Genomic DNA, 25509 nt, shown 5'->3' on the forward strand with positions numbered 1-25509 from the left:
ACCACGCAGATAACATGGAGCGACAACGAGGACTTCTTCGCCATTACTTGAACCCACAAAGATCCGCCGGCCGCCCATACTGCCTCCCCCCCTCTGGGTCCCCCCGGGCGGCGCACGCCTGTATGTAACCGGTAGCCGGTAACCGGTATCTGATCACCGGTGGCCGGTCATGCGACGGGCGGCAGTTGCTCCCCCTGCACAGCCTGGATGTCCAGCTCCACGCGAAGGGTCGTGCCGACGGCCGCGATGCCGGCCTGGACGACCTGGTTGTAGTTCATGGCGAAGTCCTCGCGCCGCAGTTCGGTGGTCGCGCGGAACGCCGCCCGTACGCCGCCCCACGGGTCCGGGCCGGTGCCGAGGTAGGACAGGTCCAGGTCGACGGACCGGGCCACGCCGTGCAGGACGAGTTCGCCGTGGACGGTCCAGCGGGCCTCGCCCGCGGGAGTGATGCCCGTGCTGCGGTAGGTGATCTTGGGATGGACGTCCACGCCGAGGAAGTCCTCGGAGCGCAGATGGCCGTCGCGCATCCCGTTGCCCGTCTCGATCGAGGCGGCCTCGATGACCGCCTCCACGCTCGACGACAGCGGGTTGTCCGCGACCTCGATCCGGCCGCCGAACTCCGTGAACCGGCCGTGCACACTGCTCAGTCCGAGGTGCTGGGCGACCACGCTCACGGTGGAGTGCACCGGGTCGATCGTCCACGGCCCGGGCGGCGGAAGCTCCACGCCCCCGGCGCGGGCCAGCACCAGCGAGCCGAGGTCGGCGCCGCCGGAGGCGGTCACGATGGCGGTGGCGGCGGCCGGGCCGTAGCCGACGGCGGTGACGATCACGGTGTACGTCCCCCGCGGCAGAGCTCCGGTCGCCACGAGGCCGTCCTGCGACGCCGCCTCGCGCAGCATCTGCTGACCCGTCATGTCGGTGACGGTCACTACGGCGTGCGGGACGGCCCAGCCGTCCTTGGTGCGGATCCGGGCCCGCAGGCCGCCGCCTGTTCCGGTGGTGGTCATGGTTGTCACCCCTCGAAGGAATTGAAGTCCCCGGAAACCTGCGATGAAGTCCCCAGAAGGCCGCGATGCGGTGCGGGCCCCGGCCGGGGCGGCTTGTGCCGTCCCCTGCTCCGGCCGCCCCGGCCGGGGCCCTGTGGTGCCGGTCCGTACGCATCCGCAGCCGTACGGACCGGCGTCTGTGTCGGCCTGGAGGGGGTCACCCCTCGGGGTGGCGCAACTCCAGGTCGAAGCCGTCCACGCCACCGCCGTCGACGGTGAGCGTGGTGGCGACGGGCGGATAGCCGCCGGCGATCAGCGAGTACGCGCCCGCGTCCAGGTCGGTGAAGGCGTACGTGCCGTCCGACCCGGTGGTGGTCGTGCCGATCACGTTGCCCGCCGGGTCGACCAGGGTGACCCGCGCGTCCGGCAGCGGCAGCCGATCGGCCCCGGCGCGCACCACGCCCTGCAACTGGGCGCCCGACCGCAGGCGGACGTCCAGCCGGGTCACGCCCGCGCCGGAGATCTGGACCGGCACCGCGGTGGGCCGGTGGCCGCCGGCGCTGACGGCGACCGTAAGGTCACCAGCGGGCAGTTCGGCGATGGAGTAGCCGCCCTTGTCGTCGGACTTGACCGTCGCCAGCACCTCGCCGCGCACATCGGTGACGACGATCAGGGCGCCCTCGACCGGCCACCCGTCGTCCCCGTCGGTCACGGTTCCGGCCAGCCCACTGGTCCCGGCGAGCAGCACGTTGTACATCACCGGCTCCTCGCCCACCACCACGGTGGCGGCCTGCGGTTGGTGGCCGTCGGCGGACGCGATCAGGACGTACGAGCCGGAGCCCGGCGTCGGCAGTGCGTACCGCCCGTCGGCCCCGGCGACGGTCCGGCCGAGCTGACGTCCGGTCAGGGAGATCAGCGTCAGGGTGGCGCCGCTCACGCCCGCGCCTTCCGCGCCGCGCACCTGGCCTCCGATGGACGGTCCGGCCTGCTCCCCGGGGGACCCTTCCCCTGCCGAGGCGTACGCGGACGGCGACTGGGTCTCCGTGCTCTGCTGCAGCCCACCGGCGCCCACGAGCACCGGCTCCCGCACCGGAACCGGCTCCCGCTCCACGGACGGGATCTCCGTGTCCTTCCCCGAATCCGCCGTACGCAGCCTCTCGCCCTCCACGTCCACGTTGGGCAGGACGCGGTCCAGCCACTTCGGCAGCCACCAGGCCTTCGTGCCCAGCAGGGCCAGGACGGCCGGGACGATGGCCATGCGGACGACGAACGCGTCGAAGAAGACCGCGATCGCCAGACCGAAGCCCATCATTTTGACCATGGACTCGCTGGAGCCGATGAACCCGGCGAAGACCGAGATCATGATGATCGCGGCGGCCGTGACCACGCGCGCGCCGTGCTTGAAGCCGGTCACCACGGCCTGCTTGGGCTCCTCGCCGTGGACGTAGGCCTCGCGCATCCGTGTCACGAGGAACACCTCGTAGTCCATCGCCAGGCCGAAGACCACGCCGATCAGGAAGATCGGCGTCATCGACATGATCGGGCCGGTTTCCTCGACGCCCAGCAGGCCGGACAGCCAGCCCCACTGGAAGACCGCGACCACGGCACCCAGCGCCGCCAGCACGCTCAGCAGGAAGCCCAGGGCCGCCTTCAGCGGGACCAGGATCGAGCGGAAGACCACCATCAGGAGCAGGAAGGCGAGGCCGACCACCAGGGCCAGGTAGGGGATCAGCGCGTCGGTCAGCTTCTGCGAGAAGTCGATGTTCATCGCCGTCGTGCCGGTGACCAGCACCCGCGCGTCCGTGTCGGCCTGTATGCCGTCGGCCTTGTCGCGGATCGCGTGCACCAGGTCCTCGGTCTCGGTCGAGGACGGCTTGGAGTCCGGGATGACGGTGATCGTCGCCGTGTCGCCGGCCTTGTCGAACAGCGCCGGGCTGACTGACGTGACGTCCTTCAGGCCCTTGATCTCGTCGGTCACCGTGGTCGCGGCCGCCTTCGGGTCGCCGCTGTCCTTCGTGTCGACGACGACCATGAGCGGACCGTTGAAGCCGGGGCCGAAGCCCTCGGAGAGGAGGTCGTACGCCTGCCGCTGTGTCGTGGACTTCGGCTGCTGCCCGTCGTCGCCCAGCCCGAGTTCCAGCTGGGTCACCGGAACGGCCACCGCGCCCAGGGCGGCCACGGCCAGCAGCAGGACGGCGGCGGGACGGCGTACGGCGAACTGCGCCCAACGGGTACCCATGTTGGGCTTGGCCGCGCCCTCAGCCTCCGCGGAGGCCTCCGCCTTCCTGCCCTTCGGCTTCTTGCCCATCGGGCGGATCCTGCGGCCCGCGTACCCGAGCAGCGCCGGGATCATCGTGAGAGCGATCACCACCGAGATCGCGACCGTGGCGGCTGCGGCGATGCCCATCTTGGTCAGCATCGGGACGTTGACGACCGAGAGGCCGACGAGTGCGATCACGACCGTCAGCCCGGCGAAGACCACCGCCGAGCCGGCCGTGCCCGTGGCCCGCCCGACCGCCTCCTCGCGCTCGCGGCCCTCCGCCAGCTCGGCCCGGTAGCGGGAGAGAATGAACAGGGCGTAGTCGATGCCGACGGCGATGCCGATCATCAGGGCCAGCGTGGAGGTGGTGGTGCCGAGGTCGAGTGTGTTCGCGAGGGCCGTGATGCCCGCCACGCCGATGCCCACCCCGATGATCGCGGTCAGCAGCGGCAGCCCGGCCGCGACCAGCGAACCCAGGGTGACGACGAGGACGACCGCTGCGACGCCGATGCCGACGATCTCCCCCACGCCCGTATGGGGCGTCGTCTGGAGGACGTCACCGCCCACCTCGACGGTCAGCCCGGAGTGTCGGGACTCCTCCACCGTCTTCTCCAGGAAGTCCTTGGTGGAGTCCTCCAGCTCCATGGCCGGGGCCTTGTACTTCACCTGCGCGTAGACGGTCCTCCCGTCCTTGCTCACCGCGTTCGGTGACGTGAACGGGTCGCTGACGGAGCCCACTTCGGCGCCCGAACCGAGTTCCTTGACGGTCTGTTCGACGACCGCCTTGTTGTCGGCGTCCGTCATCTTCTCGCCCGCGGGTGCCTTGAAGACGACCCGCGCGGTCGCTCCGTCCGCGCTCGCGCCCGGGGAACGCTGGTCCAGCAGGTCATAGGCCTTCTGGGCCTCGGTGCCGGGGATCGAGAAGGACGATGCGCCCGCGGAGGGCGCGTTGAACGCCGCGACGCCTGCGACGGCCAGCAGCGCTGCCCAGAACAGGGCTACGAGGTGCCGTCGCCGGAAGGCGAAGCGGCCGAGTTTGTACAGGAACGTGGCCACGAGACGTACTCCCGGTCAGTCGTGGGGTTGTTGAGGACAGAGGGGGTCGGCCCGACGATGGGCACCTCCCATGCCCCTTAGGCAGGCATGGGGGAGGTCGTGTCAGGTACGCGTGGGGGTCGGTTACGGCCGGGGACGTGAGGAAAGGGCGGGACTCACACGCCGAGGACGGGGAGGACCACTGCGTCGAGGTACGCATGCAGGAACGCCTCCGTCGGCGGCTGGTCGTAGATCAGGGCGGAGGCGACGAACGCGCCGATCAGCATGTGCGCCACATAGTCCAGTGCGGGGTTGTCCGCACGGACCTCGCCCCGGTCGACAGCGCGCCGCAACACCCGGCGGAACTCGTCCATCTCCGGCTCGACGATCAGTTCCCGGAAGGCTTGTCCGAGATCCGGGAACTGGTGCAGCGCCACGGCCAGGCCACGGATCAGCGCGGAGAGCTGTTCCCTTGCGGAATCGTCCTCGCGGACCAGCAGGCCGTGGAGGTCGCCCCGCAGCGATCCGGTATCGACGTCGGCCACGCTGCCGCGCTTGGTGTGTCGCAACGCTTTGACGACGAGCTCGGCCTTGCCGCCCCACTGGCGGTAGAGCGTCGCCTTGCTGGTCCTGGTGCGCGCGGCCACCGCGTCCATGGTCAGCGAGTCATAGCCGACTTCGCGGAGCAGGTCGAACACGGCCGCGTACAACGCAGCCTCACGCTCGGGCGTGAACCGACCGCGGCGCGACGCTGCGACCTCGGCCATACCCTCACCTCCTAGGTGAACGATACGGTTTCGTACGTCTACACATCCAGACCGTACCCCGACCTCCAAAAAAACGAAACCGTTTCGTACGTCACATTCTTGAAGTCCAGCCGACTCGGTGAAACGGTTACGCCTGCCCAACGCCTCGTTCAGTCACGAAGTGCGCGAGTGGCGGCCTCTCCCGTCGAGTGCCCCAACTTGCCGGTTCGAGTGTGGAGTTGGGTGGAGTTGGGTCGTCCAGGGCCCTGCCCGAACGTGAGGACATCGACGCACGATGACCCTCATCGCCCGTGAGTTCGAGCGGCCCACCCGCCTCCGCGCCGGCCCTCGCCGACGAGGCCCGACCGCGCCAGGTCGTCTCCGCCTTCCGGGGCGTCCTCCCGACGGCGGGTAGCCGGGAGGGGCTGTCGCGCCGGGGCCCACACGGGTGAGTCCGAACGCCCCGCCGGATTCCCGGCGGGCCGTTCGTGAGTTTGGGAGCGGGTGCGGCCTCTAACGGAAGCTCACATGTGCACCACGGGTGCGGCATCGGGGTCGGTGGCCGGAACCCCGCGCCGGTACAGGAGGACACTGATGACCAGCCCGGCGGCGAAGAAGACGGCCGACCACCAGTAGGCGGCGGAGTACCCCTCCAGCCCTGCCTGGGCGAGGACGGCGGGGTCCTTGGGGTTCTTGCCGGCCAGGTAGTCGGTGACGGCACTGGTGAAGAGGGTGTTGAGCAGGGCCGTGCCGAGGGAGCCGCCGACCTGCTGCATGGTGTTGACGGCGGCGGAGGCGACGCCGGCGTCCTCGACGGCCACGCCCGTGGTGGCCAGGCTCATGGCCGGGGCCATCACCAGACCCAGGCCCAGCCCCGCCACGATCAGCGGGGGCATGACGTGCGTGGCGTAGCTGCTGTTCAGGTCCAGGGCGGTCAGCCAGATCATGCCGGCCGCGGCGGCGCCCATCCCCAGCGGCACCACCGGCTTGGGGCCGAAGCGGGGGATCAGCCGGCTGGTGGCGAGAGTGGTGGCGAGCATGAGCGCCACGATCATCGGCATGAAGGCCAACCCGGTCTTGACGGGGGTGTAGCCCAGGCTTTGCTGCAGGTAGTAGGTGAGGAAGAGGAAGACGCCGAACATGCCGGCGCCGACGATCAGGATGGAGATGAAGGAGGCACCGCGGTTGCGGTCGAGCAGGATCCGCAGCGGCAGCAAGGGGTGTGCGGAGCGGGTCTGCCACCAGGTGAATGCGGCGAGCAGGACGACTCCGGCGATCAGCAAGCCCCAGGTGGCCGGGGAGCTCCAGTCGTGGTGTTCGGCGTTGGAGAAGCCGTAGACCAGGCAGAACAGGCCGCCGGTGACCAGAACGGCACCGGGAACGTCGATCTTCACGCTCTTGTCGCGGCCGGAGCTCTGGAGCAGGAGAACACCGCCGATGAAGGCGGCCGCGGCGAAGACGAGGTTGACGTAGAGGGTCCAGCGCCAGTCGAGGTATTCGGTGAGGACTCCGCCGAGGAGCAGACCGATGGCACCGCCGGCACCGGCGATGGCGCTGTACACGGCGAAGGCCCTGGCACGCTCCTTGGCGTCGGTGAACGTCGTGGTCAGCAGGGACAGCGCGGCGGGGGCGAGCAGCGCACCGAACAGCCCCTGCGCGGCGCGGGCGACGATGAGGATCTCGAAACTGCTCGCGGCGCCTCCCAGGGCGGAGGCCCCGGCGAAACCGACCAGCCCGACCAGGAATGTGATCTTGCGGCCGAAGAGATCGGACAGACGGCCGCCGAGCAGGAGCAGGCTGCCGAAGGCTAGCGCGTAGGCGGTGACGACCCACTGCCGGTCGCCGTCGGAGAAGCCCAGGTCTTTCTGCGCGGAGGGCAGGGCGATGTTCACGATCGTCGCGTCCAGGACGACCATGAGCTGGGCCAGGCCGATCACGGCGAGGATCCACCAGCGATGGCGGGGCTGTGCGTCGGCGGACGGCAGGACGGACACGGTGGCCGTCTCCGCGGGGGTTTTGGACATGACGGAACTCCATGAGAAGTGGGCAAAGGGATGGAACGTTCGGCGGTGCGGGGTCGGACGGCTGCGTCGTGGAGCTCGTCACGTGATGCGGGCGGTGACCGGGGCGCCGAAGTCACTGCTCGGCGATGCGAGGCGGCGCGAACGAAGCGGGACACGCCTTTCCGGAGACGGCCACCGTCGGCCGCACGTCGCGGCAGGAAGGATGATCAGGCCGCCCAGGCGCTCGGGCGAACGGCTCCCGCGTTACGACGGCACGAGGAGGGGTCACAGGGAAGGACGGCTGCTTGCAGCTCGGTCGCGGGCCCCTCCAGCGCCCGGCGGCGAGCTTCGTGGGCCGAGGCGGGCGAGTAGGTCTGCCAGTACTGGGCCTGGCGATTGAGATGGCTGATCAGCGGCATGAGGTCGGTGGCGGCGGGGATGCCGGGGATGCCCAGGCGGTCTCCCCACTCCTCCCCGAAGGCCCGCCGCAGCACGTTGCCGATGAGGTGGCGCAGCTGCTCCTCGGACAGGACGGCGCCCGGCGCGCCGGCCATGGCTCGGGCCTGTGCGTCGACCATGGCGGCGGTCAGTGCCCTCGAGTTCTCGTCCGGCGCGACTGCCGTGGCGTCCAGCAGGTCCTGCAGACAGCGCGCGCCGGCGTGGTCGGCCACGTCCTTGTGAAGGCTTTCGTCGAGCCCCAGGAGATGGGCGACGTACGACCAGTACTGATAGAGGGAACGCTCCTCCTCGGGAGTGATGTCGATGCCGACGGCTGCCAGGGCCTGGCAGGCGATGAGGGTGAAGCCGAGCCAGGTGCGGGCCATGTCGAGCTGGCCGATCGGCAGGCCCCGGGCGCCCCTGTCCCAGTCCGTGAGGGTCGCGGCCCGCATACGGGCATGGGCCAGCCGGACCTCCACCGTGGCCAGGTACCCCGGTCGTCCGCGCAGCAGCCCTCCCGGCCGTATGGCCTGGTGCGCCCACACCTCGGTCTCCGCGAGCCGACGTGCGGCCATGTCCGCCGGCCTGCCTGTTCCGGCCAGCAGCCGTGCGGTGGCCGGGGAGGAGTAGATGTGCGCGAGCGCGCCGGTGATCGAGCAGAGCCCGAACCACATGGGCGGCACGGACAGGCTCACGACATCGCCCCTGTGGAGCATCAGCGGGTCCACCCAGGAAGGGGTGGCCTCCAGTTGCCTCAGCAGCGCGCGGATCGCTGCGGGGGGCTGTTGGCCAAGACTCGACAGGCCGCGCCTGAGGCCCGCGTCGAGGGCACGCCGTGCCCGCGGACCGTAGAAGTCCAGTTCGGCGATGACGGCATCGGCGAGCGGATCCCCGGCGGTGAGCAGGGTCACCACATGGTCGGCCTTGGCGCCGTGCCGACGGCGCGCCGCCTCCAGGCCGGCCACGCGCTCGGGGGCCTCGCGGGGTGTGTGCTTGGCGTCCATGGGGCTCTCACTTTCGAGCAGGTACGGCGGTCCGGCCGCCAGGTGAGGGTCAGACGTGCTCGTGTGCCGATCCACGCGGATCAGCCCTGCGGAAAGCGGCTGCTCAAGTCGCTTCCCCTGCACGGAGGATGCCGCCTGACACCTGTCAGATTAATCTGATTCTGACAGGTGTCAAGTAAGCTGTTCGCGGGTTCGTGGGATGGTCGCGGGCCCGGACCTGCCGGGACGCAGGCCACGCAGGCACGAGGAAACATTTCTGGAGGCGACGGTGGGCGCAGGAGCCGAATCCACTCGACGGCCGGGGCGCCCCGGTGCGGGTACTCCCGCGGTGCCCGGGGAGGAAAGCATCCTGCAACGAGGGCTCGAGGCCTTCGCGGAGCTGGGCTACGAGCATGCTTCCGCACGCGAGCTGGCCCGCCGCCTGGGCGTCAGCCACAACTTCATCAACGACCGCTACGGGTCCAAGCTGGCCTTCTGGCGCGCGGTGGTGGACTCCGCGCTGGAGGCGCAGCTGGCGCGCCTGCCGCAGGTGGATCCCTCGCTGGACGACGCCGAGTGGCTGCGGCAGTTCATCACCAGCTTCTACCGGAGCGCCGCCGTGGACACATCGGGGATCGACCGCATCCTGCTCGACGAGTTGTCCCGGGACACCGAGCGGTTGGACTACCTGTACGAACGCTACATCGCCCCGACCCTGCAGCTCATGGTCCCGAGCATCGAGCGGCTCGTCACCTCCGGACGCATCGCGCCCGTTCCGTTGGACGTGCTCTTCTTCGCCGTCGTCCCTCCCGTCGCGGGAGTTGTGCAAGAGCCTCTGGCGCGGCGCATGGGCAGGCCTGTGCCCGCCTCGCCGGAGCAGCTCACGGCCACGGCGGAATCACTGGCGGCACTGGTCGTCAACGGACTGCTGTCGACAGGGTCCGAGGATCACCTCCGGGCTTGATCCACCACCCGGGCGGGGCGCCGTCACGTCGGTCGCGCCGGGGCCGGGCCGACCCCGGAGGCGACGCGGTGTTCAACGGGCGGCCGCCAGTTCCCCAGGTCGGCCGACGGCTGTAGCGACCGTTCACCCAGCGGCGCGAGATCGGCGCCGCCGAGGCCGACAGGTTCCGCACGCGAACTGCGATTTGTCCTCGCGGTCTGCATCCACGCACAGGGCTCTGGCACAGAGCGTTGGCACCATCGGAAGACGGCACGCCGGCGCCGCACGGTCGGCTGCCGAGACGCGGTGCGGCCAGACACTGCGGATACGCGTGTGCTGAGGGGTCTCACCCACGATCGTGGATGAGACCCCTCAGCATGGCCGTTCGTCAGGCCGCCGGGATCTCGGCGGTGACCGTGAGGACCGCGCGGCCGAGGATGTGGCTGGTGACGTTGAAGCCGAGGAAGGCCGGGGTGGCCTCTGCCGGGACGCCGATGGACTCGACGTCGAGGGCGTGCACCACGACGAAGTAGCGGTGCGGGCCGTGCCCGGCGGGCGGGGCTGCGCCGATGAAGCGGGCGGCGCGGGCATCGTTGGGCAGCTGGAAGGCGCCCTCGGGCAGACCCGAGCCGGTGTCGTCGCCCGCCCCCTCGGGCAGTTCGGTCACGTTGGCCGGAATGTCGGCCACCGCCCAGTGCCAGAAGCCGGAGCCGGTGGGGGCGTCAGGGTCGTACACCGTGACGGCGTAGCTCTTGGTGCCCTCGGGGGCGCCGCTCCAGGACAGCTGCGGGGAGACGTCCTTGCCGCCGGGTACACCGAAGGCGCCGGAGTACTGCTCGGCGGGCCAGGTGGCGCCATCGGCGACGGTGGTGCTGGTGACGGTGAAGGTCGCCGCCTCCGGAAGGCGGGCAAAGGGGTCGTTGGCACTCATCGTGTCTTTTCCTTTTCGGGCTGTTAGGGGTTCAGCGCCGGGCGGTGGCCGTGATATCGCCGTAGCCCAGGATGTGGCTGCCCTGGGTGAAGGCGGCCACGGCGGGCGTGGCGGTGGCCGGCAAGCCCAGGCTCGGGGTGTCGAGGGCGTAAACGGTGATCTTGTAGCGGTGGGTGATGTCGCCGGCCGACGGGCACGGGCCCATGTATCCGGAGCCGCCGCTGTCGTTCGCGCCCACGACGGCACCGGCCGGAAGAGTCCGGCCAAGGCTCTTCTCGCCGGCCGGGATGTCCCAGGTCATCCAGTGCCAGAAGCCGCTGCCGGTCGGTGCGTCCACGTCCTGCATGGACACCGCGAAGCTGCGGGCGTTCTTCGGAGCACCGCTCCACTCCAGCCGGAGCTGCTCGTTCCCACCGGTGCAGCCGAAGGTGTTCGCAAAGGAGGTGGCCGGGATGGCGCCGCCGTCGCGGACGTCGGGGCTACTGACAGTGAAGCGGGCGGCACCGGCCGGGATTCCGCTGCGGACCTTGGTGTGGCCGTAGCTGTCGCGCTGCGTGACTGTCGTATGACCACTGCCGCTGTCCGCGGTGGCCACCACGCTGACGCCCGCCACCACGGCGGCGGCGGCACTCAGCACGGCAAGGTTGCGAACGGTCTTTCTCATGAACTTCTCCGTGGAACGGGATGGCGAATGACGATGGCGGGGAACCGGGCCCGACCTGGTGCTGTGCCCTGCTTGAGAAAGGGCCACAGTCCGATCGCGGGCTCGTGCGCTGCCGAGGAGCCGGCGAGTTCAGGCGGCGTGCTTGAGGGCGAGAACGTCGACCAGGCGGATGTCGGGGTCGGCGGCCAGGAGTTCCGGGCCGACCTCGGACAGGGCCGCCGGGATGCGGCCGCTGAGGTGCGCCTGGCGCGCGTCCTCGTCGGCGAAGGCGTCGAAGATGCCGAAGGTCGCGCTGTCGACCTGGAAGGCGTACCAGACCTGGGTACCGGCCTCGTCCTCGACGATGCCGCGGCCGGCGTTCAAGAACGCGGCCAGCTCCGCCTCCTTGCCGGGCTTCGCGGTCAGCAGCGCCAGGACTCCGAGCTTGAGCGCCACGAAATCTCTCCTTGCGTGAGTCGTGAGATGCCGCAACGCCTACGGTGACGAGAACGGCGGGCCGCGGTGGGGCCCCGGCCTGCGAACAACGTATGGTCACGGCGAACGAGCCAGGAGTGGCGGAAACGACGATTCCAGTACCATTTACGCCATGCGCATCGTGCTGGCAGCCATCGACGGCATTTTCGACTCCGGGCTTTCGGCGATCATGGACGTGCTCAACGCGTCGAACGCCCTGAGCGCGGGAGACGGTGACGCGCCGCCCTTCTCGGTGACCGTGGTCGGTGCGGGGTCCCAGGTCAGCACCGCGAACGGGCTGAGCCTGGCGACCGTCCCGGTCGCAGAGCTCTCGCACGGGGCGGACCTCCTGCTCATGCCGGCCGTCGGTTTCAAGGCTCCGGAGCACGTGGTCGCGGCGGTCCGAGAGCCGGCCAACGCCTGGGTCCTCGACCTCGCAGCGGCCTCGGCCGACTCCGGGATCCCCCTGGCCGCCGCGTGCAGCGGAGCGTTCTTCCTGGCCGAGTCCGGCACGCTCAACGGCCGCCGCGCCACGACGAGTTGGTGGCTGGGACCGGCCTTCCGCAGGCGTTACCCCGAGGTGGCGGTGGAGGATTCGCGAACGCTGATCCAGGACAGTTGCGTCACCACGGCGGGTGCCGCCTTCGCTCACATCGATCTGGCGCTGTGGGTGGTGCAGCGGCGCAGCCCCGAACTCGCCGACCTCGTCGCCCGGTACCTGCTGATCGGCGACCGCCCCTCGCAAGCCGCCTTCGCGCTCCCGACCCAGCTGGCCCAGGCGGACCCACTGCTGACCGCCTTCGAACGGTGGGCCCGAGCGCACCTGGCCGATCCGCCGCCACTGGCCCAGGCCGCGCGCACTCTCGGCGTGAGCATGCGCACCCTGCAGCGCACCGCACAGGCCGTCCTGGGCAGATCACCACTGGACTTCATCCAGGACATCCGGCTGGACGAGGCGACCTTCCTGCTGCGCACCACCACCCTCAGCGCCGAGACGATCGCCGGCCGGGTCGGCTATCGCAACGTCAGCACTCTGCGCGAACTCGTCCGCCGCCGGCGGGGCTCGTCCCTGGAGGCGCTGCGCCATGGCGATGCTGATCACCGGGCACGGCGCACACCGTCGCCGTAGGCCCTTCTGGCGTGGGCCGGCATGGACACGGCCAACGCCGCGACCCTGCCGACCCGGCCAAGGCGGCCGACCGGGATGGGGGCCGGCAGGGTGTCGTCCTGTCATGCGTCGGCGGACCTGATGCGGGTGCCGCCGATCAGCGCGGGTGCCACGACGTCGACGGCGATGCCCGCGTGGACGTCGGCCACGAGTTCCTCGGGGCGGGCGCCCTTGAGCAGGAAGCCGCCGGCGCCGGCGCGCAGTTCGGCGGCCATGACCCGCTGCCACGACCGGCCCGAAGGTGATCAGCAGAACGACCGCTGCGACGGCGACACCGATCAGCTCGGTGGTGCCTCACCGCGACACAGCCGACGGTCGCGGCCGGCGGAGAGGGCGCCGAAGGCCCCCCGGAAGTACAGCAGGGGCGCGGCATCGGGGTGGCCTGACAAGGCCACGACCCGTCCGACGACCAGCAGATGGTCACCTATGGCGTACTCCTCGACCAGCTCGCACTCGATGTGGGCGATCGCCCCGTCGAGCAGCGGAGCGCCGGTGACCCCGTGGTGCCACGCCCTACCGGTGAACTTGTCTCGGCCGCTCCGCGAGAACGCCGTGGCCACGTCGGCCTGGTCCTCGGCCAGGACGCCGACCGCGAAGTGGCCGGCTTCCCGGATCAACGGATAGCTCGTGGAGGTGACCGCGGGAGCAAAGGCCACCAGGGGCGGCTCGAGCGACATGCTCATGAACGACTGGCAGGTGAGCCCGACCGGGCGGCCGTCGACCGTGGCCGTCACCGCCGTGATCCCCGAGCAGAACCGGCCGAGCACGTCCCGGAAGCATGCCGGATCGATATCCGCTCGTTCCTGCGTACCTCCGCTCGGACCCCGGTACCCAGAGCTCATCGCTCGCTCGCCTTCGCAGCGCCATCGGCTGCGAGCAGCGCGGAGCCGGTCTGCACCGCGGTGGTCTCCCGCATCAGTGCGAAACCGTGTGTGCGGCAGGCGCTCATGTCCCGCCAGTAGCGTTCCAGACGTGAGCCGTGGCGCATCACGCTCGACCCACCGGTGCGGGCCAGGAGGTCCATCGCCTCGGTCAGGATCCGGCAACCGTACCCGGCCATGCTCATCAGACGCAGGTCGTCGGCCTGGGAGAACTCGCCCCCGCCGGCGACCTCGCGCTCGCACAGCCTGTGGTACTCGTCCCCGACCCGGTCCAGGACGGCCTCGGCGACGTCCAGAGTGGTGGTCACCTGGCCGTACCACTCCTGATAGCGCGGGTCCTCCGCACGCGTTGTCCGCGGATTCCACATGGGCTTCTTCTCATGCAGCACCGTGGTGTACTCGTCGAGCGCCGCGTGTACCAGGCCGATCTCGATGGCGAGCAGCTCGGACATGAGAACGCCCATGATCCGACCGGTGTACATGGGGTTTCCGTGTGCCGTCATCCCTATGGTCGTGTCCAGCCTGAACTGGTCCGACTCGATCTCGACCACGTGATCCGAGGGCACGACCGCGTTCTTCACCCGGATGGAGTGCGAGCCGCTGCCCCGCATCCCGAGCGTGCTCCCCCAGTCGTCGAGCACGGTGTATTGCGATCGGGGCACCAGCGCCAGGCCGACGCGGGGCACACCGTCTTCTCCGGCGGGCAGCCTCACGGCGCTCATCACATGGGTGGAGTACGGGGCGCCCGAGGAGTACTCCCAAGTACCGTCGAGCTCCCAGCCGTCCTCGTGCGGAACCGCCCGGACCGAGGGAGCGTGGCGGTTGGGCGCCACGAAGTGCCCGTCCGGGCCCACCACTTCGGACTGCACTTCGAGGCTGTACAGCCCGGCGAGGATCAGAACGTGCGAGGAGCCGAGGGACAAGCACCAGCCGGTGGACGGGCAGCCGCGTGCGATCTCGACGATCACATGCATGAAGTCGTTGATCCGCATTTCATAGCCGCCGAACGCCTTGGGCATGAGCATGCGGTAGAAACCGGCTTGTTCGAACTTCTCGTGGGTCTCCTGCGAGTAGTGGGTCCGCTTCTCGGTCGCCTCCTGCTCGGCGCGGAGGTGGTCGCGCATGTCGCGGGCTCGCTGGATCACCGTCTCGGCCGTAAGACCAGGCTCAGGCTGCGGAATGGCACGCTTCATCAGCCCGGTGGCGCCCGTGCCGTCGCCGATCGCCGTCATGCTGCTTCTCCTTTTGCCGTGGGCCCCGTGGTGGGGCAGGGGCCTGTGTGGCAAGTCTTGTGGTGCCGGTTCGCCGCAGGCGAGCAATGGTCCAGGAGACGACGGAAACGGGTAGAGGTGGCGGATCCACGCGCGTACGACGCTGCTTGAACCGCGCCCTCGCCCTCAACCGGTCGCTGATGAGGCGCTGCGCGTCTGCCGCCGGAGTTCCGCCGGACGGATGCCGAAGCGCTTGGCGAACTTCTCGGAGAAGTGGGAGGGCGAGGCGAATCCGCACCGTTGGGCTGTCTCGGCCACGGTGAGGGCCCCGCCTTCGGGAGAGGTGATCAGGCGGTGGGCGTGAACGAGCCGCCGCCCGAGGATGTATCGCGGCACGGTGGTTCCCTGGGCCGCGAAGACGCGGGAGAGATGGCGGCCGCTGATACCGATCCGCGCCGCAATGTATTCGGCACCCAGAGCGGACTCGTAGAGGCTGCGTTCTATGACCTCGCAGGCCGCTTCGTAGTGGGTGCGGGCGGAGACAGTGGCGCGTCCGCCGGTGGACAGGGCGCTGAGGAGTTCCAGGACGGCGGTTTCATCGGGTTTCGGCGCGGCCTCGGAACGAGTGGCCGCCTCCAGTAAGCGGCCCAGAGCAGCGATATAGGCGCCGGCGGTGCCCTCGGGGTTGATCACCTGTGGCACGGCACGGTCGATCGGTCCCACCGCGTCTTCGTAGACGGCCCTCCGCATGATGACCGCGACCTCCGCCGCCCCCTGGGTGGAGCCGAGAGAGAAGACCTGGTCCGAGTCGTGGATGAGGGCCTGGCCCGGGCGCAGTGTCCATGCACCGTCGCCCGTGTAGAAGGCGATCCTGCCTCTGAGGGGGACGGAGGCCTTGACATACTCGCCCCGGGCGGCGCGGATGTGTTCGCTGTCGCGTTCGACGATGTGAGCGCTGCCGGTGACGCGGACCAAGCCGAGGCAACCGGACTCGGCCAGCGTGAGACTGGCATCGAAACGCGGCTGCAGCTTACGCCAGCGCAGGGGCGTCACCGTCCGGCTGATGCGCGTCTCCCACTGCTGCAACCGCTCCTCTTCCGGCAGTTCCGTGGTCGTCAACCGGAACCACCGACCGGTCGACCGCGCCGCTTCCCCCACGATCCCCTCCTCAATCGGTCAGTCACGCGTCACCGCCGACCAGCGAGGTCACCCCGGATACCTGGGCCGGGCAGACTGATGACGCAAGCCGCACAACTTCGCGAGTGCAACTGGACGAGTTCTGCCATCGTAGGGCCTCGGTCCACTGCCGGGGCAGGGGCCCATGTGCTCAAGAGTCCCTTTGCGTCTGGGAAAAGGGATGTGTGGTCTGGTGGGCGATGTCGCCGCGGGAAGCGAACAACCCGCTGGCCGCAGGCGGCCGAGAGCTCCTCGTGAAAGGCCATGCTGTACGGCGGGCGTACCCTTTTTCGTCAGCGGCTCAGGAAGGTATTGATAGTTCCCCTACCTTCCAGCCGGTAAGACTCCGAGCAACGTGGGCCGCCGCATAACTGGTCCTGAGTCGATGAGACCGCGCCCGTCAGCCTTACGAGGTCATGCGGCGGTGCCGCCGTCGGCCAGGTCGTCGAAGATCACGACCTCGCGGGTGAGGAGGAAGAAGGACAGCGAGGGCTTCAGGAGCGCGCCGTGCTTCTCGGCGTGGCCGGCCAGGGCCTGCTGCCAGGCGCGGAAGCCGGTCAGGGCGTCCGCTTCGTCGAACCACAAGGCGGAGTAGGCGTCGTACGAGGGCTGCTCCGATGTGCTTCCGAAGTACGCCGCCATGCCGTCCCCAGGGAGGGCCCTGTTCCACTGGTGGCCGCGCAGGTACCTGGCAGGCCCGGACGGGTCGGCGAGCACGTCCTCGTACGCCCCTAGCAGGCCGCTGTGGAAGACCTCCGGGGCGGCACCGTCGGCGGCCTTGAGGAAGTGGAGGACCTTCACTATGCCGCCTGCGGGCCGGGGTGCCTCGGCCTCGCTCTCCTCGACGAGGAGACTGAGCGCGGCCGGCTGGTCGCTGAAGTTGACCGCGTCGGGACCGACGACGTCGCGGGCGTAGGGGTCCGCGAAGGTCTGCCCCATGGACGACGGGTCGTCGAAGTACAGTTCGGTCACGGAGTCGCGGGGCAGCGTCACCTGGTAGCCCACGTCCCCGATCGCGCCGTAGGCGCCGTCGAGGACGTGGTTCTGGACGTACTTGCGCACGGTCAGCTTGTTGGCGAGAGCGATCCCGCCGTGCACCTTCTCGGTGTACTCGGTGTACTCGGCGCGCGTCATACCGGGGCGCCGCCGTACGGCGGCCACCAACTTGATCATTTCAACCTCCTGTGAGAAGAGCCGGTCAAGGTGCGAGGGTTCCCTGCAGGGCCGCCGAGAGGAGGAAGCCGAGAGCTTCCGCGGCGACCGGTTGCGGATTGGCGTAGGACTGGTCCTGTGCCTGGGCGATGACGTCGTCGACGTCGGGCACCGTGAGACCGAGGTCGACGAGTGAGCGCGGAGCGCCGAGCTCTGCTGACACTCGCGCGAGATGCTTCGGTACGTCGTCCGTGGCCAGCGCACGGCGCAGGGCCTGCTCGGCAGCCGGCGCGGCGGGCAGGTTGAAGGCGGCGACGTACGGCAGCAGGACGGTGTGTACGGCGGCGTGGGGCAGGTCGAAGGTGCCGCCCAGGATGTGGCACAGCTTGTGGTGCAGCGACATGGTCGTGGCCCCCAGGCACGCCCCGCACAGCCACGCCCCGCGCAGCGCGTCGGTGCGGGCCGCCATGTCGCCGGGGTCGGCGGCAATGACCGGCAGGGCCGCGACCAGTGAGCGCACGCCTTCCTCGGCCATCAGGGACACGATGGGCGAGGCGTCGGGCGCGTACAGGGCTTCCACGGCATGGGCGACGGCGTTGAACCCGCTGGTCACCGACATGTCCACGGGGAGGCCGACGGTGAGTTCGGGGTCGTAGACGACGCTGCGGGGCAGGACGGCCCGGTTCCGACCGGTGCGTTTGCGCCCGTTCTCGGTGAGCCCCCACACGGTCGTCATCTCGGAGCCGGCGTAGGTCGTCGGCACACCGATCAGGGGCAGGCCGGACGTCAGTGCGATCGCCTTGCCCAGGCCGATGGCGGAGCCGCCGCCGATGGCCAGGCAGCCGTCCGCGCCCGCATCGCGTGCGGCCGCGCGGGCCGCTTCGGCGACCTGGACCGGCACGTGCATGCGAGCCTCGGTGAACATCCCGGCGCAACGGTCGCCGAGGAGGGTGGCGGCCTGTTGAGCGAGGGCGCGTTGACCGGGGGTGGACAGCACCAGCAGCCGGCGCAGTCCCAACCTCTCGGCCTCGTCGCGCAGTTGACGGAGACTGCCGGCGCCGAAGATCACCCGCATGGGCAGGGCCTCGTACGTAAAGGTCACCGGGTGCCCTCCGGGGCCAGCACGACGTCGAACCGGGCGTGTACGAAGGGTGTGGTCACGCCGAAGCGCTGGGCGTCGGGTTCGTCGTACGACTCGGTGAAGTCGGTGATCAGGCCGCTCTTGACGGCGAAGACGGCGTCGGAGTCGATGTAGGGGCTGCCGGCGACGAACACATGGGTGGTGACCGGGCGGTGCCCCTCGGCGTTCGCGATGAAGTGGACGTGGGCGGGCCGGTAGGGATGCCTGCCGGTGGCTTCGAGCAGGCGGCCGACGGGGCCGTCGGTGGGGATCGGGTAGTGGGAGGGGACGACGGCGCGGAACCAGTAGCGGCCCTCGTCGTCCGTGTGGAACAGCCCGCGTCCGTTGCCCGGCGGCTGGACGTCGGGCTGCTGGACGTCGTAGAAGCCGTCCTCCGAGCACTGCCACACGTCGAGTTCGGTGTCCGGCAACGGCGTGCCGTCGGCAGCCAGGACCCGGCCGGAGACTACGCAAGGCCGTCCGGTGCCCAACAGGTCGATGGACTCGCCGAGCTCGCGGCGGGGCGAGGCGGTCATGTGGAAGGGGCCGAGGACGGTGCTCTCGGTTCCCACTTCGGACCCGTTCAGGGTCTCGACGAGCATGGAGACGCCCAGGACGTCGGAGAGCAGGACGAACTCCTGGCGAGTGTCGTCGCACTTCTGCCCGACGGCAGTGAGGAAACCGATCGCCGCTTCCCATTCCTCCATCGTGGGTTCGATGTCCCGTACGAAGTCGTGGAGGTGGCGGGTCAGGCTCTCCATGACCTGCCGCAGCCGCTGGTCCTTGGTCTCCCGGAAGCTGTCCACCACCGCGTCGGTGGCGGTCTCGACGGTGAAGTCCACTGGATGTTCCTATCCTTCCGGGGTGCCCTGGCCGACGAGCTGATCGGTGAACCAGTCGCCGGTCAGCGCGTCGCGTTCGGCCGCGTGGTTGTAGAGGGTGTGCTCGCCGTCGGGCCAGATGCGGACGGTGGAGGTGGCCGGGTCGGCGGCGCGCAGGAAGGGCTCCTGGTCCTCGTAGCGGGCGAGGGCGTCCCGGCCGCCGTGCAGCAGGAGCAGCGGGCAGGTGATGCGGTGCTTGTCCGGGTCGAAGCGCAGGGCGGCCATGACCTCGGCCACACGGTCCAGGTCGTCGGTGCCGACGACGGCGGCCAGCTGCTCGCGGGCAGTGCGGAATTCGAGGACGGTCGGTACCGCCGGAGCGCCGTTGACGACCACCGCGCCGACGCGCGGATCGGCGGCGGCCAGATGGGCGGCGAACAGGCCGCCGAAGCTGATCCCCTGCACCCCGATGACGCCGGCGAGGCGGGGATCGGCCTCGACCAGGTCGACGAAGCGGGCGAAGCCCTCCGTTACGTGCTCGTCGACGTACAGCCCGTGCCGCAGCCGCGTCTCGCCCTGACCGGGGCCTTCCGCGAGCAGACAGGCCAGGCCGCGTGCGGTGTACGCGTCGGCGACGGGCAGATATGCCGCCCCCCAGCCGCTGAGCCCGCCCCAGACGATGACGGTGGCTCGGGGCGTGCCGTGCGGGGGCAGGCACAGCCAGCCGCCGAGGGCGCTACCGCGGTGCGGGATCTCCACGCGCTCCACGGCCGGTGCGAGAGCGGTGGTCGCAGCCATGTGCCCGGCGTACAGATCCCGCTTCTCCGCCGTGTCGGTCTGGTACGCCATCTGCGCGAACATCAGGGCCGCCGAGGCGAACCGGTAGGCCTGCCGGGCTGTCGCACGGTGTCCCGACTCCTCGGCGAGGCGGGCTCGTTCGAGCTGTGCCTGAGCGATGGCCGCGGCGGCGTCCTGCCACGGCGTACCGGCAGCGGTGTCGGCCAGCAGCCGGCGGGCGTCGGCGGGGTCCATGCCGCAGTCGGTGAGCCGGGTGTAGGGCATGGCCCGGTGCTGGGCGGCGACCAGGGGGGACGTTTCAGGATTCCCGGTTGTCATACTGCCGCCTGGACCGTTCCGGACAGCGCCGCGTCCAGATCGTCCACCAGCTTGCCGAGATCCGCGCTGTCGGCCGCCGCACCGAACAACACGAAGTCAGGGCGCGCCAGATACGCAACCGCACCGAGCAGGTGGAGATACTCCCGATGCCGTCCGTCGAGGTCGCGGGCGGTGTCGAGGGCGACCACGGCGCAGCCCAGGCGCTTCAGCAGGGCGAGCCTCTCCGGACCGAGGGCGGCGGTCGGATCCTCGGCGGCGACCAGGACGAAGCCGTAGCCGGTCAGGTCGTCCAGGCGTCCGGTGCGCCCGTCGGCCAGACGGATGCGGCCCTGCGGGGTGAGGGTGCCGGCCGGCGCGCCCGTACTGGGCCGCAGCACCCCGTCGCTCAGCGGCGGGAACGGCGGCGGCGGCGGCACCTTGCCCGCGAAGAAGGCGGCGTCCCGGGCCGCCGCGGCCTCGGCGTCGTGCGTGTTGGCGACCTTGCCGAGGCCGATGGCCGCGTGCGTGAGGGCGGTGACGTGCGGACGGCGCTCGCTCTCGTAGGTGTCCAGGAGTGCGTCGGGCGCCAGTCCGCCGAGGACGAGGTGCAGTTTCCAGGCGAGGTTGGTGGCGTCGCGTATGCCGCTGCAGGCGCCCTGGCCAAGGTACGGGGGCATGGTGTGGGCGGCGTCGCCGGCAAGGAAGACGCGGCCGGTCCGCCAGCGGGTGGCGATGCGGGCCTCGAAGCCGTAGACCAGCTGGCGGATGATGCGTACGTCGTCCGGGCCAAGGTCGTGATAGTGGCGCAGGAGCCGCCAAGCGACCTCCGCATCTGCCATCTCCTCGCGGGTCTCGCCCGGCAGCAGGGCGAACTCGAATCGCTGCCGGGTGGTCCCGATGTTGATGGTCATGTGCCCGCGGGCCGGGTCGCAGTACTGGGTGCCGTACGCGAACTCCGGGGGCTGCGGGCGCAGCCACTCGGTGTCGATGTTGATCCACTGCTCGTTGAAGCCGAAGTCCTCACGCTCCACGCCGAGCAGTTCCCGCACCCCGCTGCGGCTGCCGTCGGCGGCGATCACATAGCGGGCGCGGACCTCGTCGTGCGGACCGTCGGCACAGGTCGTCTCGGTGTTCCAGCCCTGCAGGCGCAGGGTGACGCCGTCGCCGTCCTGGTCGAGGCCGGTGACCGCCCAGCCCTGGCGGACCTCGACCGTGCCGTAGCCGCGCAGCCGCTTGTCGATCGCGCTCTCCACGTCCGGCTGGTACATCGAGATGTGGTCCGGATAGCCCATCGGGCCGTCAGGATTCGCCGGAATACGCACGAGCGTCTCACCCTTGCCGTTGACCCACAGGTACTCGCACATCGACGAGTCGCGCAGCGCCTCGTCGATGTCGCCCGCCGCCTGGATGGTGCGGGCGGTCTCGTCGTCGATGTGGGTGAGCCGGGGCAGCCCGTACAGGGCCGGCCAGCGCTCGCACACCACCACCCGATGACCGAGCCGGCCGAGCAAGGATGCGGCGACGAGGCCGGTCGGTCCGTAGCCGACGACCGCGACGTCGTGGACATCAGGGAGCGGAGCCATGAAACACCTCCGGGAACACCCCCGCGCCACTGCGAGGGGTGAGGTGAGAAGACGGGAGAGGGGTGACGTGGGAGAGAGGGGGCGGGAGCGCGACCGTGCGCGCAGCAGCCCATATGTGAGGCGCTGCTCACATTCAATGTGAAGTTAGATTCACATACCTGCAACATGGACGTCAAGAGCCCGGTCGGTAAACTGCGCGAGTGACCGAGTCCACCACCGGCAGGCCCGCCGCCCTCCAAGAGCGCAGTCGACGTTCACAGCAGGGCATCCTCGAAGCCGGGTACGCACTGCTCGAAGAGGGCGGAGTGGACGCCCTCACCGTGGCCGCGGTCGCCGAGCGGGCCGGCATGGCGGTCGGCAGCATCTATCGCCGCTTCGGCGACAAGGAAGGACTCCTGCTGGCCATCCAGCACGCCTTCACCGAAAACCTCCAGGCCGAGATCGCGGAGCGCATGTCCGTGGAACGGCTGCGCCTCCTGCGCGATCCGGCCGTGGCGATCGCCGAAGCGGTCGGCGCGATCAGCGACGCCTTCCAGGCGCACGAGGCCCTGCTGCGTGTCTTCCTGCTGCTCGGCACCCGGCACGAAGCAGTACGAGCCGAGGGCTCCCGCGTCAGCGTCGAGGGCAATCACAACTTCGCCGAGGCGCTGCGTCACACACCCATCGCACACCCGGACCCGGCGGCCGCGCTGGACTTCGCCTTCCGCCTGATCTACGCCGCGATCGCGCACCGCATCACTCAGGGCGAGTTCCTGGAGTCCGACCGCCCACTGCCATGGAACGAACTGCGCAGCCACCTCCAGACGGCGGTCGTCTCCTACCTCCTCGGTGCCTCGCAGGGCAACTGAGGAGGGGGCACCTCCTCCCCCACACGCACTGGATGCCGGGCCGACGGGGCCGGGCAGCCGCCCCGACGAGCCTCCCGGCCCGCCGCCGAACGCCCACGGGCACAGAACCTGCCGAAACACAAGCGCGCAGGTTTTGACGAGCGCTCTGCCGTATGTGAGCGATCCCTCAAGACAGATGTGATTCTTGATTCACATATAGGTAACCCTGTCACGACCCGCGCCCCGCACCCGGGTCCGGCTGCCTCCCGGTCACGACGGCACGGACCGGCCCGCGAGCACGCCCACGCAGTGCACAGCCCCACGCCTTCCCTGCCCCGCCATCCCCCCTCCGCGAGGCGGTCCGTGGCCGCGTCTCACCAGAGACCATCCAGCGCCTCGTCACCGACTCCTACGAGCGCCTCGCCGAGCACGCCCGTATCCGCACCCACCTGGTCGTGCTGGCCGAGCACACGGCCGCCGAGCGGCTGGACGCGCTCGCGCATGTCCAGGGCGCGCCTGGCAGCGGTCTGCGGCGCATGCTGTTCGTGTGCGGCCACAACGCGGGCCGCTTCCAGATGGCCGCCGCCCTCCTCGCCCACCGCGCCGGAGGCCACGTGGTCGTCTCCTCGGCGGGCACGCGCCCAGCGGCCGAGGTCGGGCCGGTCGTCGCGCAGGTGCTGACCGAGGGCGGTGTGGACCTTGCGGACGCGTTCCCCAAGCCACTGACGGACGAGGTCGTGCAGGCCGCCGACGTCGTCATCACGATGGGGTGTGGGGATGCCTGCCCGATTGTGCCGGGGCGTCGCTATCCGGACTGGCCGCTCACAGACCCCGAGGGCCCCCCGCTCGCCGTCGTCCGCGGTATCCGCGACGAGATCGGCACCCACATCACCGAGTTGCTCGCCTCCCTGCCGCGACCCGAACTCCGTACCCCGCACAACCTGCTGATCCGCATCGAAGGAAGAACCTGGCTGGGCGGCGGAAGGTGGCTTCCCTATACCGCAGCAGTAGGCGCGGGGGTCGGGGCGGTGGTCGGTGGGTGGGTGAGGTCGTAGGCGCTCTCCGCGTGCAGGTGAACGTCGACGCCCTCCTCCTCCACCTCGGGGCGGACCCGCAGCCCCATCGTCTTGTCGAGCGCCTTGGCGATGACCCAGGTCACGGCGAACGAGTAGGCCAGTACGGCGAAGGCGCCGACCGCCTGCTTGCCGAGGAGGGAGAGGCCGCCGCCGTAGAGGAGGCCGTCCACGCCGTTGGGTGCGTCCGACGTGGCGAGGATGCCGACGAGCAGGGTGCCGGTGAGGCCGCCGACGAGGTGGATGCCGACCACGTCGAGGGCGTCGTCGTAGCCGAACCTGTACTTGAGGCCGACGGCGAGGGCGCACACCGCGCCGCCGACCGCGCCGAGGACGAGCGCGCCGAGCGGGGAGACCGCGCCGCAGGCCGGGGTGATGGCGACGAGGCCGGCGATGGCGCCGGAGGCGGCGCCGAGGCTCGTGGCGTGGCCGTCGCGGAACTTCTCGACGAGGAGCCAGCCGAGCATGGCGGAGCAGGTGGCGGTGAAGGTGTTCAGGACGACGACGGAGGCGGCGTTCGAGGACGTCAGCGCGGAGCCGCCGTTGAAGCCGAACCAGCCGAACCAGAGCAGGCCCGCGCCGAGCATCACCAGCGGGAGGTTGTGAGGCCGTTCAGAACCCTTCGTCTCCTTCTGCCAGCCGATGCGTCTGCCGAGGACCAGGATCATCGCCAGGGCCGCCGCGCCGGAGTTGATGTGGACGGCGGTGCCGCCCGCGAAGTCGATGGCGCCGAGCTTGTTGACGATCCAGCCACCGACCACGTCGTCGCCGTCGAAGGCGAACACCCAGTGGGCGACGGGCAGATAGACCAGGGTGACCCAGATGCCGGTGAAGGCCATCCAGGCCCCGAACTTGATGCGGTCCGAGATCGCCCCGCAGATCAGTGCCGCGGTGAGCGCCGCGAACAGCGCCTGGAACGCGGCGAAGACCGAGAGGGGGATGACGGCCTTGGGGTCGTCCGTGATGACGCCGTTCATGCCGAAGAACTCGGTGACGTCACCGAGGATCCCGGCGCCGCCGATGGAGTCGCCGAACGCGGCTGAGTAGCCGTAGACGACCCAGATGCAGCCGACCAGAGCGACGGCCCCGAAGGTCATCATGATCATGTTGAGCACGCTCTTGGCGGCGACCATGCCGCCGTAGAAGAGTGCGAGCCCCGGCACCATCAGGCAGACGAGTGCCGTGCTCGCAAGCATCCAAGCGGTACTTCCGGTGTCCATATGTACGCTCCGCGGAGAGGTCCAACAGAAGGAAACGACGTTTCCCCGCAGTAGACCGGCGGTGCGTTACAGGACAGTTCCACGGCGAATTAAGGCCGGGTTTCAGTGCTGCGGGCTGTCCCCGAACGCGGTCACCGTCAGGAAGCGAATGGGCAGTTCGACGAGCCGTTCAGGGCCGTGCGGAGCCTCGCCGTCGAACTGGAGGGCGTCGCCGGGGCCCAGGGTGTAGCTGGACTTGCCGTGGCCGTAGACCATCTCGCCCTCCAGCATGTAGATGATCTCCGTGCCGGCGTGCTGGAACAGCGGGAAGACCTCGCTCTGCTCGGTCAGGGTCACCAGCAGGGCGTCCATGCGCTTGTGAGCGCCCCTGAGCGAGCCGAGCTGGGCGTATTCGTGGCCGACGCGGGTGCCCCGCCGGACGATGCGGGCGCCGTGTCCGGCGGGGACGAAGACGGCCTCGCGTTCGTCGTCCATGCCCCGGAACAGGGCGGTGACGGGGACGTCGAGACCGCGCGCGAGCCGGGAGAGGGTGGTGAGGCTGCACGCGGTCTGGGCGTTCTCGATCTTCGACAGCATGGCTTTGGAGATGCCGACCCGCTGTGCCATCTCGCCGACCGACAGCCCGGCCGCCTGCCGGTATTCGCGGGCCCGGACGGCGATGATGCGCTCCAGCGCCTTGTCGTCGGCATGGTCGGCGTCCGCCACGGGTTCGGGGTGTTCGGCGTGCTCGGTCACCGGCG

At 70.1% G+C, this 25509-nt stretch carries 22 protein-coding genes and 3 pseudogenes; 5 read left to right on the forward strand and 20 right to left on the reverse strand.

The annotated features are described in order from the left end of the window. Positions 1-167: 167 nt before the first annotated feature. From ACZ58V_RS11650 to ACZ58V_RS11675, 6 genes and pseudogenes are all read right to left on the reverse strand, one after another. A complete protein-coding gene (locus ACZ58V_RS11650; RefSeq protein ID WP_471289760.1) occupies positions 168-1007 on the reverse strand; it encodes a YceI family protein in 840 nt (279 codons plus the stop codon). A gap of 196 nt (positions 1008-1203) precedes the next feature. Further along, positions 1204-2097: an MSCRAMM family protein gene (locus ACZ58V_RS11655; protein ID WP_471289951.1), complete on the reverse strand. Its 894-nt coding sequence runs from the start codon at positions 2095-2097 to the stop codon at positions 1204-1206. Further along, positions 2083-4302 (reverse strand): annotated as a pseudogene (locus ACZ58V_RS11660) (MMPL family transporter); the annotation flags it as partial. The pseudogene ACZ58V_RS11660 and the gene ACZ58V_RS11655, both read right to left, overlap by 15 nt. A 155-nt stretch (positions 4303-4457) precedes the next feature. Beyond that, positions 4458-5048 (reverse strand): TetR/AcrR family transcriptional regulator, encoded by a 591-nt coding sequence (locus tag ACZ58V_RS11665; RefSeq protein ID WP_471289761.1) that lies wholly within the window; start codon positions 5046-5048, stop codon positions 4458-4460. 503 nt (positions 5049-5551) lie between these two features. Then, positions 5552-7051, reverse strand: coding sequence for an MFS transporter (locus ACZ58V_RS11670; protein ID WP_471289762.1), 1500 nt, complete (start codon positions 7049-7051; stop codon positions 5552-5554). Between the two features lie 206 nt (positions 7052-7257). Continuing rightward, positions 7258-8472, reverse strand: coding sequence for an oxygenase MpaB family protein (locus tag ACZ58V_RS11675; protein WP_471289763.1), 1215 nt, complete (start codon positions 8470-8472; stop codon positions 7258-7260). Between the two features lie 328 nt (positions 8473-8800). On the opposite strand from ACZ58V_RS11675, the gene ACZ58V_RS11680 reads away from it, so the two are divergent. After that, on the forward strand, positions 8801-9415 hold the full coding sequence (locus ACZ58V_RS11680; RefSeq protein ID WP_471289764.1) for a TetR/AcrR family transcriptional regulator: 615 nt from the start codon (positions 8801-8803) through the stop codon (positions 9413-9415). A 367-nt stretch (positions 9416-9782) separates the two neighbouring features. On the opposite strand, the gene ACZ58V_RS11685 is transcribed toward ACZ58V_RS11680, so the two are convergent. The 3 genes from ACZ58V_RS11685 to ACZ58V_RS11695 form a co-directional block, all read right to left on the reverse strand. Continuing rightward, on the reverse strand, positions 9783-10325 hold the full coding sequence (locus ACZ58V_RS11685; RefSeq protein ID WP_471289766.1) for a YbhB/YbcL family Raf kinase inhibitor-like protein: 543 nt from the start codon (positions 10323-10325) through the stop codon (positions 9783-9785). Between the two features lie 31 nt (positions 10326-10356). Continuing rightward, entirely contained in the window at positions 10357-10989 is a 633-nt protein-coding gene (locus ACZ58V_RS11690; RefSeq protein ID WP_471289767.1) for a YbhB/YbcL family Raf kinase inhibitor-like protein, read from the reverse strand. Positions 10990-11118: 129 nt separating this feature from the next. Further along, on the reverse strand, positions 11119-11424 hold the full coding sequence (locus tag ACZ58V_RS11695) for a putative quinol monooxygenase (RefSeq protein ID WP_356036599.1): 306 nt from the start codon (positions 11422-11424) through the stop codon (positions 11119-11121). Between the two features lie 151 nt (positions 11425-11575). Here ACZ58V_RS11695 and ACZ58V_RS11700 point away from each other — a divergent pair, with 151 nt between their 5' ends. Next, complete coding sequence (locus ACZ58V_RS11700; protein ID WP_471289769.1) at positions 11576-12571, forward strand: GlxA family transcriptional regulator; 996 nt, start codon at positions 11576-11578, stop codon at positions 12569-12571. 137 nt (positions 12572-12708) lie between these two features. On the opposite strand, the pseudogene ACZ58V_RS11705 reads toward ACZ58V_RS11700, so the two are convergent. The 9 genes and pseudogenes from ACZ58V_RS11705 to mhpA form a co-directional block, all read right to left on the reverse strand. Beyond that, positions 12709-12819 (reverse strand): annotated as a pseudogene (locus ACZ58V_RS11705) (DNA-binding response regulator); the annotation flags it as partial. A 69-nt stretch (positions 12820-12888) separates the two neighbouring features. Further along, entirely contained in the window at positions 12889-13377 is a 489-nt protein-coding gene (locus ACZ58V_RS11710) for a flavin reductase family protein (RefSeq protein ID WP_471289770.1), read from the reverse strand. Between the two features lie 71 nt (positions 13378-13448). After that, positions 13449-14723 (reverse strand): acyl-CoA dehydrogenase family protein, encoded by a 1275-nt coding sequence (locus ACZ58V_RS11715; RefSeq protein WP_471289771.1) that lies wholly within the window; start codon positions 14721-14723, stop codon positions 13449-13451. 165 nt (positions 14724-14888) lie between these two features. Further along, on the reverse strand, positions 14889-15788 hold the full coding sequence (locus tag ACZ58V_RS11720) for a helix-turn-helix domain-containing protein (RefSeq protein ID WP_471289772.1): 900 nt from the start codon (positions 15786-15788) through the stop codon (positions 14889-14891). Positions 15789-16292: 504 nt separating this feature from the next. Then, positions 16293-17051: an EthD domain-containing protein gene (locus ACZ58V_RS11725; RefSeq protein ID WP_471289773.1), complete on the reverse strand. Its 759-nt coding sequence runs from the start codon at positions 17049-17051 to the stop codon at positions 16293-16295. 25 nt (positions 17052-17076) lie between these two features. Continuing rightward, on the reverse strand, positions 17077-18105 hold the full coding sequence (locus ACZ58V_RS11730; protein ID WP_471289952.1) for a maleylacetate reductase: 1029 nt from the start codon (positions 18103-18105) through the stop codon (positions 17077-17079). 23 nt (positions 18106-18128) lie between these two features. After that, positions 18129-18992: a dioxygenase family protein gene (locus ACZ58V_RS11735; protein WP_471289774.1), complete on the reverse strand. Its 864-nt coding sequence runs from the start codon at positions 18990-18992 to the stop codon at positions 18129-18131. A 9-nt stretch (positions 18993-19001) separates the two neighbouring features. Next, positions 19002-20087 (reverse strand): alpha/beta hydrolase family protein, encoded by a 1086-nt coding sequence (locus ACZ58V_RS11740; protein ID WP_471289776.1) that lies wholly within the window; start codon positions 20085-20087, stop codon positions 19002-19004. Further along, on the reverse strand, positions 20084-21649 hold the full coding sequence (gene mhpA / locus ACZ58V_RS11745; protein WP_471289777.1) for a bifunctional 3-(3-hydroxy-phenyl)propionate/3-hydroxycinnamic acid hydroxylase MhpA: 1566 nt from the start codon (positions 21647-21649) through the stop codon (positions 20084-20086). Before mhpA ends, ACZ58V_RS11740 begins: the two co-directional genes overlap by 4 nt. Before the next feature lie 200 nt (positions 21650-21849). Here mhpA and ACZ58V_RS11750 point away from each other — a divergent pair, with 200 nt between their 5' ends. The 3 genes and pseudogenes from ACZ58V_RS11750 (at position 21850) to ACZ58V_RS11760 (ending at position 23531) form a co-directional block, all read left to right on the forward strand. Then, positions 21850-22497, forward strand: coding sequence for a TetR/AcrR family transcriptional regulator (locus tag ACZ58V_RS11750; RefSeq protein WP_356036575.1), 648 nt, complete (start codon positions 21850-21852; stop codon positions 22495-22497). 353 nt (positions 22498-22850) lie between these two features. Next, a pseudogene (locus ACZ58V_RS11755) lies at positions 22851-22964 on the forward strand (three-helix bundle dimerization domain-containing protein); the annotation flags it as partial. Between the two features lie 48 nt (positions 22965-23012). Then, positions 23013-23531 (forward strand): arsenate reductase/protein-tyrosine-phosphatase family protein, encoded by a 519-nt coding sequence (locus ACZ58V_RS11760; RefSeq protein WP_471289953.1) that lies wholly within the window; start codon positions 23013-23015, stop codon positions 23529-23531. Here the strand turns inward: ACZ58V_RS11760 and ACZ58V_RS11765 are convergent. Next, positions 23471-24745, reverse strand: a complete 1275-nt coding sequence (locus ACZ58V_RS11765; protein WP_471289779.1) for an ammonium transporter — start codon at positions 24743-24745, stop codon at positions 23471-23473. The genes ACZ58V_RS11760 and ACZ58V_RS11765 overlap by 61 nt on opposite strands. A 126-nt stretch (positions 24746-24871) precedes the next feature. Then, positions 24872-25504 carry a helix-turn-helix domain-containing protein gene (locus ACZ58V_RS11770; protein ID WP_356036568.1) on the reverse strand — a complete coding sequence of 211 codons (633 nt, stop codon included), beginning with the start codon at positions 25502-25504 and terminating at the stop codon, positions 24872-24874. Positions 25505-25509: the final 5 nt, after the last annotated feature.

This window comes from Streptomyces sp. NPDC040589 (assembly GCF_055594445.1).

Bases quoted from the DNA above. Each gene is read 5' to 3' on its own strand.
- ACZ58V_RS11740 (WP_471289776.1), bottom strand. From the start codon at position 20,087: ATGACAACCGGGAATCCTGAAACGTCCCCCCTGGTCGCCGCCCAGCAC.
- ACZ58V_RS11670 (WP_471289762.1), bottom strand. From the start codon at position 7,051: ATGTCCAAAACCCCCGCGGAGACGGCCACCGTGTCCGTCCTGCCGTCC.
- ACZ58V_RS11675 (WP_471289763.1), bottom strand. From the start codon at position 8,472: ATGGACGCCAAGCACACACCCCGCGAGGCCCCCGAGCGCGTGGCCGGC.
- ACZ58V_RS11700 (WP_471289769.1), top strand. From the start codon at position 11,576: ATGCGCATCGTGCTGGCAGCCATCGACGGCATTTTCGACTCCGGGCTT.
- ACZ58V_RS11765 (WP_471289779.1), bottom strand. From the start codon at position 24,745: ATGCTTGCGAGCACGGCACTCGTCTGCCTGATGGTGCCGGGGCTCGCA.
- ACZ58V_RS11685 (WP_471289766.1), bottom strand. From the start codon at position 10,325: ATGAGTGCCAACGACCCCTTTGCCCGCCTTCCGGAGGCGGCGACCTTC.
- ACZ58V_RS11650 (WP_471289760.1), bottom strand. From the start codon at position 1,007: ATGACCACCACCGGAACAGGCGGCGGCCTGCGGGCCCGGATCCGCACC.
- ACZ58V_RS11725 (WP_471289773.1), bottom strand. From the start codon at position 17,051: ATGATCAAGTTGGTGGCCGCCGTACGGCGGCGCCCCGGTATGACGCGC.
- ACZ58V_RS11690 (WP_471289767.1), bottom strand. From the start codon at position 10,989: ATGAGAAAGACCGTTCGCAACCTTGCCGTGCTGAGTGCCGCCGCCGCC.
- ACZ58V_RS11665 (WP_471289761.1), bottom strand. From the start codon at position 5,048: ATGGCCGAGGTCGCAGCGTCGCGCCGCGGTCGGTTCACGCCCGAGCGT.
- mhpA (WP_471289777.1), bottom strand. From the start codon at position 21,649: ATGGCTCCGCTCCCTGATGTCCACGACGTCGCGGTCGTCGGCTACGGA.
- ACZ58V_RS11730 (WP_471289952.1), bottom strand. From the start codon at position 18,105: ATGCGGGTGATCTTCGGCGCCGGCAGTCTCCGTCAACTGCGCGACGAG.
- ACZ58V_RS11760 (WP_471289953.1), top strand. From the start codon at position 23,013: ATGCTGTTCGTGTGCGGCCACAACGCGGGCCGCTTCCAGATGGCCGCC.
- ACZ58V_RS11715 (WP_471289771.1), bottom strand. From the start codon at position 14,723: ATGACGGCGATCGGCGACGGCACGGGCGCCACCGGGCTGATGAAGCGT.